This window comes from Mycobacterium sp. E1747 (assembly GCF_001667775.1).
Taxonomy (GTDB): Bacteria; Actinomycetota; Actinomycetes; order Mycobacteriales; family Mycobacteriaceae; genus Mycobacterium.
In genome coordinates this window covers 16,763-29,568 of record NZ_LZJI01000074.1, presented here as the reverse complement: position 1 = coordinate 29,568, position 12,806 = coordinate 16,763, and the positions used below count along the sequence as shown (strand labels likewise).

General features: G+C 69.1%; 13 protein-coding genes and 1 pseudogene. 6 read left to right on the top strand and 8 right to left on the bottom strand.

The genetic code is table 11. The features are described 5' to 3' along the window. Positions 1 to 136 precede the first annotated feature (136 nt). From A5695_RS08145 to A5695_RS08120, 7 genes and pseudogenes are all read right to left on the bottom strand, one after another. Positions 137 to 745, bottom strand: coding sequence for a TetR/AcrR family transcriptional regulator (locus A5695_RS08145; protein ID WP_068079817.1), 609 nt, complete (start codon positions 743 to 745; stop codon positions 137 to 139). Positions 746 to 756: 11 nt separating this feature from the next. After that, a complete protein-coding gene (locus A5695_RS08140; RefSeq protein ID WP_068079815.1) occupies positions 757 to 1,926 on the bottom strand; it encodes a lipid-transfer protein in 1,170 nt (389 codons plus the stop codon). Continuing rightward, complete coding sequence (locus A5695_RS08135) at positions 1,923 to 2,390, bottom strand: MaoC family dehydratase (RefSeq protein ID WP_068079813.1); 468 nt, start codon at positions 2,388 to 2,390, stop codon at positions 1,923 to 1,925. Before A5695_RS08135 ends, A5695_RS08140 begins: the two co-directional genes overlap by 4 nt. Beyond that, a pseudogene (locus tag A5695_RS27380) lies at positions 2,387 to 2,608 on the bottom strand (acyl-CoA dehydrogenase family protein); the annotation flags it as partial. The gene A5695_RS08135 and the pseudogene A5695_RS27380, both read right to left, overlap by 4 nt. A 76-nt stretch (positions 2,609 to 2,684) precedes the next feature. Further along, a complete protein-coding gene (locus A5695_RS08130; RefSeq protein ID WP_068079811.1) occupies positions 2,685 to 3,083 on the bottom strand; it encodes a Zn-ribbon domain-containing OB-fold protein in 399 nt (132 codons plus the stop codon). Then, positions 3,083 to 3,628, bottom strand: a complete 546-nt coding sequence (locus A5695_RS08125) for a MaoC family dehydratase N-terminal domain-containing protein (protein ID WP_068079809.1) — start codon at positions 3,626 to 3,628, stop codon at positions 3,083 to 3,085. Before A5695_RS08125 ends, A5695_RS08130 begins: the two co-directional genes overlap by 1 nt. 142 nt (positions 3,629 to 3,770) lie before the next feature. Continuing rightward, a complete protein-coding gene (locus A5695_RS08120; RefSeq protein WP_068079823.1) occupies positions 3,771 to 4,928 on the bottom strand; it encodes a cytochrome P450 in 1,158 nt (385 codons plus the stop codon). Between the two features lie 227 nt (positions 4,929 to 5,155). Here A5695_RS08120 and A5695_RS08115 point away from each other — a divergent pair, with 227 nt between their 5' ends. The 5 genes from A5695_RS08115 to A5695_RS08100 all read left to right on the top strand — a co-directional run bounded on the left by A5695_RS08115 (position 5,156) and on the right by A5695_RS08100 (position 10,576). After that, positions 5,156 to 6,625 (top strand): aldehyde dehydrogenase family protein, encoded by a 1,470-nt coding sequence (locus A5695_RS08115; protein WP_068079822.1) that lies wholly within the window; start codon positions 5,156 to 5,158, stop codon positions 6,623 to 6,625. A gap of 9 nt (positions 6,626 to 6,634) precedes the next feature. Further along, on the top strand, positions 6,635 to 6,796 hold the full coding sequence (locus A5695_RS28350; RefSeq protein WP_156749516.1) for a hypothetical protein: 162 nt from the start codon (positions 6,635 to 6,637) through the stop codon (positions 6,794 to 6,796). 45 nt (positions 6,797 to 6,841) lie between these two features. Next, a complete protein-coding gene (locus A5695_RS08110) occupies positions 6,842 to 7,750 on the top strand; it encodes an alpha/beta fold hydrolase (RefSeq protein WP_068079807.1) in 909 nt (302 codons plus the stop codon). 29 nt (positions 7,751 to 7,779) lie between these two features. Continuing rightward, the gene (locus A5695_RS08105) at positions 7,780 to 9,195 is read left to right on the top strand and encodes an acyl-CoA synthetase (protein ID WP_068079805.1); all 1,416 of its coding nucleotides are present in this window, start codon (positions 7,780 to 7,782) and stop codon (positions 9,193 to 9,195) included. 85 nt (positions 9,196 to 9,280) lie between these two features. Beyond that, complete coding sequence (locus A5695_RS08100) at positions 9,281 to 10,576, top strand: MFS transporter (protein ID WP_068079803.1); 1,296 nt, start codon at positions 9,281 to 9,283, stop codon at positions 10,574 to 10,576. 42 nt (positions 10,577 to 10,618) lie between these two features. On the opposite strand, the gene dapD is transcribed toward A5695_RS08100, so the two are convergent. Then, positions 10,619 to 11,572 carry a 2,3,4,5-tetrahydropyridine-2,6-dicarboxylate N-succinyltransferase gene (gene dapD, locus A5695_RS08095; RefSeq protein WP_156749517.1) on the bottom strand — a complete coding sequence of 318 codons (954 nt, stop codon included), beginning with the start codon at positions 11,570 to 11,572 and terminating at the stop codon, positions 10,619 to 10,621. A gap of 96 nt (positions 11,573 to 11,668) precedes the next feature. Here dapD and dapE point away from each other — a divergent pair, with 96 nt between their 5' ends. Beyond that, positions 11,669 to 12,733 (top strand): succinyl-diaminopimelate desuccinylase, encoded by a 1,065-nt coding sequence (gene dapE, locus A5695_RS08090; protein WP_068079801.1) that lies wholly within the window; start codon positions 11,669 to 11,671, stop codon positions 12,731 to 12,733. The last annotated feature ends 73 nt before the right edge of the window (positions 12,734 to 12,806 follow it).

The window sequence follows — 12,806 nt, the reverse complement described above, 5'->3', positions numbered from 1 at the left end:
GCGCGCTTCTCGTCGGACCTGCCGCACCCCAGCATCATGGACATCGTGGCCACCACGATCGCGGTGAGCGCCAGCATCCGTCGCACACCCTGGATGCTAGCCGTCGCACCGGTCGCGATCGGCCGATTCGAGCGACTCAGGGCGCGCGCCTGGGCCGTGCGCGTTCGCCCGTGAAGCCACGCACCACGTGTGCCCGCACGAACTCGGCCGCCACCTCGGGATCGTCCATGTCCCGCATCGAGGACGGCGTGCTGAAGAGTGAGAACAGGATGCGCGCATACCATTCCGCGGCGGCCTCGATGTCGAGATCCTTGCGCACCTCGCCGGTGAGCCGCGCGGCCGACAGGTAAGGCGCGAAGAAGTCGACGCACTCACGTAGCAGCACCGCGGCGTCCTTGGTCAGCAGCAGGCTGACCGCGTCCTCGTCGAAGTACTTCTCGGACGCGATGGACCGGCGGGCCTGAGTCACGAAAACGGCTGCTTGGCTGAGCTTTTCCTCAAGCGAACCGCCCTTGCCCATGGCCTTGGACATCTCGCGATAGAACCGCTCGGAAGCGTGTTCGGCGCACGCCTCGATGATCGCGGCCTTATCGGAAAAGTACTCGTAGATGGTGCTGCGCGACACTCCGGCCGTCCTGGCGATGTCGACTATCGTCGCCTTCTGCAGCCCCTGCTTGCCGAAGCAGGCGTACGCGGACTGCACGATCAGCTCGCGGGTATCGACGGGCTGGGCCGGTTGCGTCATAACGGCACCCTCTAGTCCGAGGGCGCCAGAATCAGCCCGCTGGTGGGCACCCCGGTGCCCGATGTGACCAGGACGTGTTCGACGTTGTCGACCTGGTTGTGCGACGTGCCGCGCACCTGGCGCACCCCCTCGGTGATGCCGTTCATGCCGTGGATGTAGGCCTCGCCCAGCAGCCCGCCGTTGGTGTTGATCGGGAATTCCCCACCGAGGGACAGCCGCTCGACGGTGGCGAAGTCCTTCGCCTCGCCGCGGCCGCAGAACCCGAGCTCTTCGAGCTGGGTGAACACGAACGGCGTGAAATGGTCGTAAATGAAGGCGGTTTGGATGTCTTGCGGCTTGAGTCCGGAGTCGCGCCACAGCCTGCTGGCGACCACGCCCATCTCGGGGAGGCCGGTGATGTCGTCGCGGTAGTAGCTGGTCATCATCTCGCCGTTGGCGGCCGCGCCCTGAGCGGCCGCGGTGATGATGGCCGGCGGCTGCCGCAGGTCGCGGGCGCGTTGCGCGCTGGTGACGACGAGCGCGACCCCGCCGTCGCTCTCCTGGCAGCAATCCAGCAGGCGCAGCACCGGTTCGACGATCCAGCGCGAATTCTGGTGGTCTTCCAGGGTGATCGGGCGCTGGTAGAACCACGCATCGGGATTCGTCGCGGCGTGCGCGCGGTCAACCACGGCGATGCGGCCGAAGTCGGAGTTGGTGACGCCGTAGGTCGACATGTAACGCTGGGCGTGCATCGCGACCCAGGCCGCAGGGGTCAGCAATCCGAACGGCGCGTAATGCGCCATGAACAAAGGGGTTCCCAGGTCGGTGCGCCCGCTGCCGCCGAATCGGAAGCCGGAGCGCTCGTTGAAGGCACGCCAGCACACCACCACATCGGCGACCCCGGTCGCGACGGCCATCGCGGCGTGCACGACGGTGCCGGCCGCCGCCCCGCCGCCGTGGTGCACGCGGGAGAAGAAGCTCAGATCACCGATGCCGACGTTGCGCGCGATCTCGATCTCGTCGCTGGTGTCCATGGTGAAGGTGACCATGCCGTCGACGTCGCCGGGTGCCAGTCCGGCGTCGTCGAGCGCGGCGCTCACCGCCTCGCAGGCCAATTGCAGTTCGGTGCGCCCGGATTCCTTGGAGAACTCGGTCTGCCCGATCCCGACGATGGCTGCGGCACCGGGCAGCGAGCCGCTCACGCTTGACTCGTTTCGGGCGCCCCGTCGAGCAGGCTGAGGACCGCGGTGCCCGAGACGTGGTCGCCCAGGCTGTTGGAGCCCTTGAACGTCACCTCGACGAAGTTCTCACCCCCGGTGCCCTCGGTCTTCCCGGTGACGCTGCCGGTGAAGCGCAGCGGGTCGTCCGGAAAGCACGGCACGCCAAGGCGAATCGACAGGTTCTTGACCATCGCTTCGGGGCCGGCCCAGTCGGTGAGGAACCGCACGCAGTAGCCGTTGGTGGTCAGGATGTTCATGAACAGGTTGGGTGAGCCTTGCTTGTTGGCGTAGTCGCGGTCGTGGTGCACGGGCATGAAGTCGCGGGTGGCGATCGCCCCGGCGACGATCATCGTGGTGGTGATCGGGACTTCGAGCGGGGTGACCTCGTCGCCGACGGAGATGTCCGCCCAGTGCAGGGTGGTGGTGCGGCTGGCGGTGGTCGTCATGAAAGTCCTTCCGAATACGTCGCGCCAGGGTGGGACAGTTGAGCCGCGGCCGGGCCGAGGGCGAGTTCGTTGTGCTTGGCCCATAAGAAGTAACGGCGCAGGGGGTCGGTGGTGTCGATGCCGATGCCGCCGTGGACGTGCTGGGCGGTCGCGGCGACGCGCGCGCCGGCCTCGGCCGCCCACGACTTGGCGCTGCGGGCGGCGCGGTCGGCCGGCCGCCGCGTTCGAAGAGGTCGCGGGTGAGCTGGGAGATGGTCTCCTGCTCTTCGGTGAACGTGAAGTCCATGGCACCGCCTAACTGGCCGGCCGAAACTGGTGCAGCGCCAGGTCGTTATCGAAACCCTGGTAGTACACCTCGACCGGCATCCCCGTCCTTACCTCCGCCGGGTCGATGCCGGTCAGGTTGGATACCAGCCGCACTCCCTCCTCGAGCTCGACCAGCGCGACCACGTAGGGATATTCGAAGAACGGAAACTTCGGTTCGTGTGGCATCACGTAGCTGTAGACAGTGCCGCGGCCCGACGACTCGACGGTGTCCCAGTCCAGGGAACGGCAGTGCGGGCACATCGGGCGCGGCGGGTGGCGCAGGCGTCCGCATCCGCCGCAGCGTTGGATCAGGAGCTTGTTGTCCCGCAACCCCTTCCAGAAGAATTCGGTGTCCTTGGTAACGGCGGGCGTCAGTCGGGTCGCCATCAGCGTTCCGGCCTAAATCGCAGCACGCGGAATCGCTGCCGCCCCAGAACTTCTCCGTTCTGGTCGGTGTAGGTGGTCAGCCAGGTCAAGAAGAAGCCGGTGCCCAGCGCCGTCTTCTTTTCCTCGGAGACCGATTCGTACACCGTCGTCGCGCTGATGACGTCGCCCAGGCGCGGGTAGCGCTCGATCTCGAACTCCGAGTTGGTCGCCACCGTGCTCGTGTAGCCGGCCTCGTCGAGGAACGCGGTCGGATTGCCTTTGATTTCGATCGGGGCGCCACCGCGTTCGCCGATGCCCTCCAGGATCGGCGACGGCATGGTCCAGGTCTGCAGCATCACCGGCGGCGACACGATGCCCCCGAAGCGCGACTTCTCGGCGAACTCCGGGTCGAGGTAGACGGGGTTCATGTCGGCCATCGCGTACGCCCAGTGCCGGATCATCGGCTGGTTGACCGGGTCCGGCGCCAGCGAGGGTTTTCCGGTGCCACCGGTCGGCCCTCCGACGAGGGCCTTGACCTTGGCGCTGACGGTGTCTGAGTCTGTCACTGACCGATGTCCTCCTAATGTGCGGTGGGCCGAAGGTCACGGGGGGCTCGCGGCATGCCCAATCCCGCCATGGCGATGATGTCACGCTGAATTTGGTTGGCGCCGCCGCTCCTGGTCGGGCGAATACTCCAGCTCCATCGGTTCAGGCCCCCAGCCGCACCGGCATCCGCTTGACCCCGGGCACCATGGTGGCGCGCATCCGGTCCACCGCACCCACCAGCTCGAGCCTGGGGAAGCGGCGCAGCAGCTCGTCGAACATCACGCACGCCTCCAGCCGGGCCAATTGCGCACCGACACAGGAATGTTCGCCGCACCCGAACGCGATGTGCGGATTCGGGTGCCGGGTCACCTGGAACTCTTCGGAGTCGGCGCCGAAGATCTCCTCGTCGCGGTTGGCGGACCCGTAGAGCATCACCACCACGTCGCCCTCGGCGATCCGCTGGCCGCGGATCTCGACGTCGGCGGTCGCGGTGCGCGCCATGTGCACCACGGGGCTGGTCCAGCGCAGCATTTCCTCGACGGCGCCCGGGATCAGCCCCGGATCGTCGACCAGCAGGCGGCACTGGTCGGGGTGGGCGATCAGCGCCAGCGCGCCCAGCGCGATCAGGTTGCGGGTGGTTTCGTTGCCGGCGACCAGCAGCAGGTAGGCGAAATTGAGTAGGTCCTCGTCGGTCGGCCGGACGCCGTCGATCTCCGCACCCGCGAGCACCGACAGCAGGTCGTCGCGCGCGTCCACGCGCCTGGCGGCGATCAGCTTCTGGAAGTACTCGTACAGCTGCCCCATGGCGACCAACGGGTCCAGCTCGATCTCCGGATCGGCCGTCCCGGTCGCCGCGTCCGACCACGCCCGGAACTGCTCCCAGTCATCCGCCGGCGCACCGATCAGCTCGGCGATCATCCGGGTCGGCAGCGGGGCGGCGATTTCATCGGCGAACTCGTGGACCGAATCCGGTTGGACGCCATCGAGAATGCCCCGGACGATCTCGCGGATCTTGGGCTCCAGCACGGCCACCCGCCGCCGGGTGAACCCCGAGTTGATCAGCTTGCGCAACTGCCGGTGCCGCGGCGGGTCGGTGAAGATGAGATTGCCCTCCTGCACCGCGTTGCCCATCTGTGGGTCGGGAATGGTGATGCCCCGGGTCGAAGTGAACGTGGCCGGGTTGGTCGAGACGAAGCGGATGTCCTCGTACTTGAGCAGCGCCCAGAAGTTGGTGACGTCGTTCCAGCACACCGGGGCCGTCGCGCGCAGCTCCCGGTACGCCGGATACGGATCGCCCGCATAGAAGTCGGGGGAGTGCAACAGAGAAGCGGGAAACGCGGTCCGCACAGCGGCCTCCCTGACAAGACGATCCGACACATTGACATGATGTGTCGTGCGGGCTTGTGTTTACTCTGCGTCGCCCTGCCGTGTCAATACCGGCGTGAAACCGAAAAATAGCGCGTGATTCGCGTGATTCGTGATTGACGGCACCGGGGCGTAGGTGTACACCAAGTGGTTAGATGACCGGCCTTCGGGTGAGGAACCGTATGACCGAGCTGCAGACTCCGGGATCTCTTGTCGACACCTATCAGCTCTACATCGACGGCAGATGGGTCGAGCCGGAGGGCGGTCGCTACGACGACATCAACCCGGCCACCGAAGAGCCCATCGGCACCGCGCCCGACGCGAGTGTCACCCAGGTCGGCGCGGCGATCGCCGCCGCCCGCGCGGCCTTCGACACCGGGCCGTGGGGCCGGATGGGCCCCGACGAGCGTGCCGGGTCCCTCAACCAGCTCGGCGAGGCGCTCCTCAAGCACGCCGACGAGATCTTCGCGCTGGCCCAAATCGAATGGGGCTGCGTCGCAGTAGAGCGCATGATGCAGATCGACGGCGCCGGCTATATGTCCATGCATGCCGCCCAGCTCGCCACCAAGCTGATCGACGAGCCCGTCACCGGGATCGGCGCCGGAACGACGTTGCTGCGCCACGAGCCCCTCGGCGTCGTATCGATCCTGACGCCGTGGAACTTCCCGCACTGCCTCAACGTCATGAAGGTCAACAACGCGCTGGCCGCGGGCAACACCGTCGTGCTCAAGCCCTCGCCGCTGACGCCGCTCGCCGGGCTCGCGCTCGCGCGCATCATCGACGAGGAGACCGACATCCCGCCCGGCGTCGTCAACGTCGTTACGCCGTCGGGCATCGAGGCCGCCAAGCTGCTCACGACGGACCCGCGCATCGACATGATCAGCTTTACCGGCAGTTCCGCCGTCGGGTGTGCGGTCATGCGGGCCGCGGGTGACGCCATGAAGCGGCTCCTGTTGGAATGCGGCGGGAAGTCGGCCAGCATCGTCCTCGACGACACCCAGGTGACCGACGACATGCTGCGGCAGATGCTCTTCGATTGCTGCTCGTTGCATGCCGGGCAGGCGTGCATCCTGCACAGCCGGCTGTTGCTTCCCGATTCGTTGCACGACGACGTCGTCGACCGGCTCGTCGCGCTGGCCCGCGACGTCAAGGTCGGTGACCCCACCGACCCGACGGTGCAGATGGGCCCGCTCATCAGCGCGGCGCAACGCGACCGGGTGCAGGCGCACGTCGAAGGCGCGCTCCGCGACGGCGCGACGCTGGCCACCGGTGGCGGCCGCCCGTCCGGCCTGGGCGTCGGTTACTACGTCGAACCGACGATTCTCACCGGCGTGCAACCGGATTCGACGATCGCGCAGGAGGAAGTGTTCGGCCCGGTGCTGTCGGTGCTGCGTTACCGCGACGACGACGAGGCCGTCGCGATCGCGAACAACTCGTGCTACGGGCTGTCCGGCGCCGTGTGGGGCACGGATGTGGACCGGGCGGTCGCGATCGCCCGGCGCATGCGCACGGGCCAGGTTGCCGTCAACGGCGTCGGCCCCGGTGATGCGCCGTTCGGCGGCTTCAAACTGAGCGGGTTCGGCCGGGAGAGCGGCGGCATCAGCGGGCTGCACCAATACATGGAGGTGAAGGCCATTGGGGTCCCGGCATGACGGGACCCCTTGCCGGGCTTCACCCCCAGGCCGGCCCGCCACCGCCGCGCCGTCCCGCCGACCCTGGAGCAGCGCAACGACGAAGTCCTCAGCGGTCTCAGCCTGACCGCCGACGAGGCCGCAAGGCCGAGGGCCGACCGAGTCATCGGTGAGCGGCCCCTGGGCGCCTGATTGTGAGCCTTTCGTAAACGGCTCGTCACATGCGAGGCTGCTGACATGGTCATCGAGATCGCCCGCCCCAAGCTCGAAGGAAACATCGCCGTCGGCGAGGACCGCCAGATCGGCTTCGCCGAATTCGGTGATCCGCAGGGGCGGGCGATGTTCTGGCTGCACGGCACCCCCGGCGCCCGTCGGCAGATCCCGGTCGAGGCGCGGGTCTACGCCGAGGACCACCACATCCGCCTGATCGGCCTTGACCGCCCGGGGATCGGCTCGTCGACTCCGCACCGCTACGAGAACATCCGCGCGTTCGGCGACGACCTGCGCACCATCGCGGACACGCTCGGCATCGACAAGATGGCCGTCATCGGGCTGTCCGGCGGCGGCCCGTACGCGCTCGCGTCCGCCGCGGTGTTGCCCGACCGGGTCGTTGCTCTCGGCGTGCTCGGCGGCGTCGCGCCCTTCCTCGGCGACGAAGGCATCACCAGCGGGCTGATGAACCTGGGCAAGCGGGTGGCACCCCTGCTGCGGCTCGGCGGCGACCCGCTGCGGATCGGCGCGAGCCTGGTGGTCCGGATGATCCGTCCGGTCGCGAACCCCGCGCTGTATCTGTATGCCGCGATATCGCCTGAGGGCGACCGGCGCCTGCTGACCAGGCCCGAGTTCGGCGCCATGTTCCTCGACGACCTGCTCAACGGCAGCCGCAAGCAACTGGCGGCCCCGTTCAACGACGTCATCCTCTTCACCCAGGACTGGGGATTCCGGCTCGACGAGGTCAAGGTGCCGGTCCGTTGGTGGCACGGCGACAGCGACCACATCGTGCCGTTCGCGCACGGCGAGCACGTCGTGTCCCTGCTGCCCGACTGCGAGCTGATCGTGCTGCCGGGCGAAAGCCACCTCGGCGGCCTGGGCCGCGGCGAGGAGATCCTGTCCACCCTGACCAAGATCTGGGACGAGCAAGACTGACCCTCTCCGCAGCCGGGTAGCCTGCTGACGTGCTGCTGACGTCCCTGAATCCCGCGGCGGTCACCGCCACCGACATCGCCGACGCGGTGCGCATCGACGGCGCCGTGTTGAGCCGCAGCGACCTCCTCGGCGCCGCGACGTCGGTGGCCGAGCGGGTCGCCGGGGCGGAGCGGGTCGCCATCCTGGCCACGCCGACCGCGTCGACGGTGCTGGCGGTCACCGGCTGCCTGATCGCCGGCGTGCCATTCGTCCCGGTGCCCGCCGACGTCGGCGCGGCCGAGCGCCGTCACATGCTCACCGATTCGGGGGTGCGGGCCTGGCTCGGCCCCGTCCCGGACGAGTCAGAGGGGCTGCCGCACATCCCGGTCCGGCTGCACGCCCGGTCCTGGCACCGCTACCTTGAGCCGTCGCCCGACGCCACCGCGATGATCATCTACACCTCCGGCACCACCGGGCTGCCCAAGGGCGTGGTGCTGAGCCGGCGCGCGATCGCCGCCGACCTCGATGCCCTGGCGGACGCCTGGCAGTGGACGCCCGACGACGTGCTGGTGCACGGCCTGCCGCTGTTTCACGTGCACGGGCTGGTGCTGGGGTTGCTCGGGTCGCTGCGGGTGGGAAACCGCTTCGTGCACACCGGAAAACCCACTCCGGCGAATTACGCGCAGGCCGGCTCGGAGGCGGGCGGCACCCTGTTTTTCGGCGTGCCGACCGTGTGGTCACGCATGGTGGCCGACGAGGCCACCGCCCAGGCGCTGCGCCCGGCGCGCCTGCTGGTGTCCGGCAGCGCGCCGCTGCCGGTGCCGGTGTTCGACCGGCTGGCCCGGCTGACCGGGCACGAGCCGGTCGAGCGCTACGGCGCATCCGAATCGCTGATCACGCTGTCGACCCGCGCCGACGGTGAGCGACGCGCCGGCTGGGTGGGACTGCCGCTGACCGGCGTGCAAACCAGACTGCTCGACGACAACGGCGGCCCGGCACCCCACGATGGGGAAACCGTTGGGCGCCTTGAGGTTCGCGGCCCGACGATGTTCGACGGATACCTGAACCGGCCGGAGGCCACTGCCGAGGCGTTCGACGCCGACGGCTGGTACCGCACCGGTGATGTGGCCGTCATCGACGGCGGCGGCATGCACCGCATCGTCGGCCGCGAATCGGTCGACCTGATCAAGTCGGGCGGCTACCGGATCGGCGCCGGCGAGATCGAGACGGCGCTGCTCGGGCATCCCGGGGTGCAGGAGGCCGCGGTCGTCGGGATGCCCGACGACGACCTCGGCCAGCGGATCGTCGCGTTCGTCGTCGGCTCGGCGGACTCCGGTGAGCTCATCGACTACGTCGCCCAGGAGCTTTCCGTGCACAAGCGGCCACGCGAGGTGCGCCTGGTGGACGCGCTGCCCCGCAACGCAATGGGCAAGGTGCTGAAAAAGCAGCTGCTGTCCGACGGCTGACACGCAGGAAGTTGCCAGCGTCAGCGCCGAGCGTGACCGCGAAGCTTCACCTACCGTCGTAACCGTGAATCGGCCTACTACCCCCATGCGGCGGATAGCGGCCGCCTGCCTCGTCGGATCGGCCATCGAGTTCTACGACTTCCTGATCTACGGGACCGCGGCGGCGCTGGTGTTTCCCGCGGTGTTCTTCCCGGCCCTCGGCCCGACGCTGGCCACCATCGCCGCCATGGCGACGTTCGCGACCGCGTTCCTGTCCCGCCCGCTGGGGGCGGCCGTCTTCGGATACTTCGGCGACCGGCTGGGCCGGAAGAAGACGCTGGTCGCCACGCTGCTGATCATGGGCGCGTCGACGGTGAGCGTGGGCCTGGTCCCCAGCACGGCGTCGATCGGCATGGCGGCGCCGCTGATTCTCATCGTGCTGCGGCTGTTGCAGGGGCTCGCGGTGGGCGGCGAGTGGGCGGGGTCCGTCTTGCTGAGCGCCGAGTACGCCCCGGCGGGCAAGCGCGGCTGGTACGGCATGTTCACGCTGCTCGGTGGCGGTACCGCCGGGATCCTCGCCAGCCTGACGTTTCTGGCCGTCAACCTCACCATGGGGGAGAACAGCTCGGCGTTCATGGCGTGGGGATGGCGGGTCCCGTTCCTGATCAGCAGCGGGCTGATCGGCATCGCGTTGTACGTGCGGCTGAACATCGAAGAGACTCCGCTCTTCGTGGCGGAGAAGGCGCGCGACCTGGTGCCCAAGGCGCCGCTCGCGGAGCTACTGCGATTACAGCGGCGGGAGATCGTCCTCGTCGCGGGCAGCTTCCTGGGCGGTATGGGCTTCGTCTACCTGGGCAACACCTTCCTCGTCATGTACGCCCACAACCATCTGGGCTACTCGCGGAGCTTCATCTGGGGGATCGGTGCGCTGGGCGGGCTCAGCAGCATGGTGTTCGTCGCGTTCTCGGCGTGGATCTCCGACCGGGTCGGCCGACGCCGGGTGATGTTGTGCGGGCTGGCGGCATGCCTGCCGTGGGCGTTCGCGGTCATCCCGCTGCTGGACACCGGCAAGCCGGCGTTGTACGCGGTCGCCATCGTCGGCATGTTCGGCGCCGCCGCGGTGGCCAACGGGCCCACCGCGGCGTTCGTGCCCGAACTGTTCGCCACCCGCTACCGCTACAGCGGCGCGGCGGTGGCGATGAACCTGGCCGGCATCCTCGGCGCGGCGGTGCCGCCGCTGCTGGCCGGCACGCTGCTGGCGACCTACGGCAGTTGGGCGATCGGGCTCATGATGGCCACCCTGGTGGTGGCCAGTTTCGTGTCCGTGTATCTGCTGCCCGAAACCAGGGGAGCGACGCTGGGCTCCGCCCCGGCCGCGGAGAAGGTCGCCGCGGACGTATAGCCGCACTCGGTTGGCGTGCCGCGCTCAGTCGGCGTGCCGCGCTCAGTTGGCGTGCAGGTCCTCGTTGAGGGCGATGCCCTGACCGCCGCGGGCCACCACCTCGACGGCCCCGCTGACCGAGTTGCGCCGAAACAGCAGGTTGTTGCCCCCGGACAGCTCGAGCGCCTTCAGCAGCTGGCCGTCGGGCGTCGCGACCTTGGTGCCTGCGGTGACGTACAGGCCGGCTTCGACGACGCAGTCGTCGCCCAGCGAGATGCCCAGCCCCGCGTTGGCGCCGAGCAGGCACCGCTTGCCGATGGAGATCACCTCGGTGCCGCCGCCGGACAGCGTGCCCATGATGGATGCCCCGCCGCCGATGTCGGATCCGTCGCCCACCACCACGCCGGCCGAGATGCGGCCCTCGACCATCGACGCGCCCAGCGTGCCGGCGTTGTAATTGACGAAACCCTCGTGCATGACCGTCGTACCCGGCGCCAGGTGGGCGCCCAGCCGCACCCGGTCGGCGTCGGCGATGCGCACCCCGGTGGGCACGACGTAGTCGACCATCCGCGGGAACTTGTCGATGCCGTAGACGGTCACCGGACCGTGCCGGCGCAGCCGCGCCCGGACGGCCTCGAAGCCCTCGACGGAGCACGGTCCGCGGTTGGTCCACACGACATTGGTCAATACCCCGAACAGGCCGCCGGCGTTCAGCCCGTGCGGCGCCACCAGCCGGTTCGACAAAAGATGCAGCCGCAGGTAGGCGTCGTAGGCGTCGGCGGCCACGTCGTCCAGCGAGCCGATGACCGTCCGCACCGCGATGCTCTCGGTGCCGCGGTCGTCGTCGCGGCCGACCAGCGCCACCAGCTCCGGGGGGATGTCGGACAACGCGAGCCGCGAGGTGCCGCCGGTGCCCGATTCGATCAGTTCCGGTGCGGGAAACCACGTGTCGAGGATCGATCCGTCGGCGGCGAGCGTCGCCAGCCCGATGCCTACAGCTCCAGTCACGGCGGTCAGGTTACTTGGGCCGCCGAGCAAACGCAGAATCGCATCCGAAGGCGTGCGATTCTGCGTCCGCTCACCGAATGAAGGCGACCCACTACTCTTGGGGGCGTGCTGGACTTGCGCGGGGATCCGATCGAACTGACCGCGGCGTTGGTCGACATTCCCAGCGAATCACGAGACGAGGCGCGCCTGGCCGACGAGGTGGAGGCCGCGCTGCGCGCCCAGGCGTCCGGCTTCGAGATCGTGCGCAACGGCAACGCCGTGCTGGCGCGCACCCGCCGCCAGCGACCGTCGCGGGTGCTGCTGGCCGGCCACCTGGACACCGTCCCGGTCGCCGGCAACCTGCCCAGCCGCCGCGAGAACGGCGACCTGTACGGGTGCGGCGCCGCCGACATGAAATCCGGTGACGCGGTCTTCCTCCATCTTGCCGCCACCGTGGCCGAACCGGTCCACGACCTGACCCTGGTGTTCTACGACTGCGAGGAAATCGACGCGGCCGCAAACGGTTTGGGTCGCATCGAACGCGAGCTGCCCGATTGGCTGTCCGCCGACGTGGCCATCCTCGGCGAGCCCACCGGCGGCTACATCGAGGCCGGCTGCCAGGGCACACTACGCGTCGTGATCGACGCCACCGGGACGCGCGCCCACTCGGCGCGGCCGTGGTTGGGCGACAACGCCATTCACAAGCTGGGCGCCGTCCTGGACCGGCTGGCCACCTACTCCGCGCGCACCGTGGACATCGACGGATGCGAATACCGCGAGGGCCTGTCCGCCGTGCGCATCGACGGCGGCGTGGCGGGCAACGTCATCCCCGACGCGGCCGCGGTCACGGTCAACTTCCGCTTCGCCCCCGACCGGTCGGTGACCGCGGCGCTGCAGCACGTGCACGAGGTGTTCGACGGGCTCGACGTGCACATCGAGCAGACCGACGCCGCCGCGGGCGCGCTGCCCGGGCTGTCGCAGCCGGCGGCCAAGGCCCTGGTCGAGGCCACCGGCGGGCAGGTCCGGGCGAAGTACGGGTGGACCGACGTCGCGCGTTTCGCCGCGCTGGGCATCCCGGCCGTCAACTTCGGCCCGGGCGATCCCAACCTCGCGCACAAGCGCGACGAGAGCGTTCCGGTCGCCAACATCACCGCCGCGGTGGACATGCTGCGCGGCTACCTCGGCGGCTGAATTCGCCCCGCCCGTCCGTCCCCGAACGTCACGCCAGCGCGACGTCGGGTGCCGGCGGTCACGCTGGCGTGAC

Coding starts and splice junctions, on each gene's coding strand:
- A5695_RS08145 (WP_068079817.1), bottom strand. CDS start 745: ATGACGCAACCGGCCCAGCCCGTCGATACCCGCGAGCTGATCGTGCAG.
- A5695_RS08135 (WP_068079813.1), bottom strand. CDS start 2,390: ATGACGACCACCGCCAGCCGCACCACCACCCTGCACTGGGCGGACATC.
- A5695_RS08130 (WP_068079811.1), bottom strand. CDS start 3,083: ATGGCGACCCGACTGACGCCCGCCGTTACCAAGGACACCGAATTCTTC.
- A5695_RS08115 (WP_068079822.1), top strand. CDS start 5,156: ATGACCGAGCTGCAGACTCCGGGATCTCTTGTCGACACCTATCAGCTC.
- A5695_RS08110 (WP_068079807.1), top strand. CDS start 6,842: ATGGTCATCGAGATCGCCCGCCCCAAGCTCGAAGGAAACATCGCCGTC.
- A5695_RS08100 (WP_068079803.1), top strand. CDS start 9,281: ATGCGGCGGATAGCGGCCGCCTGCCTCGTCGGATCGGCCATCGAGTTC.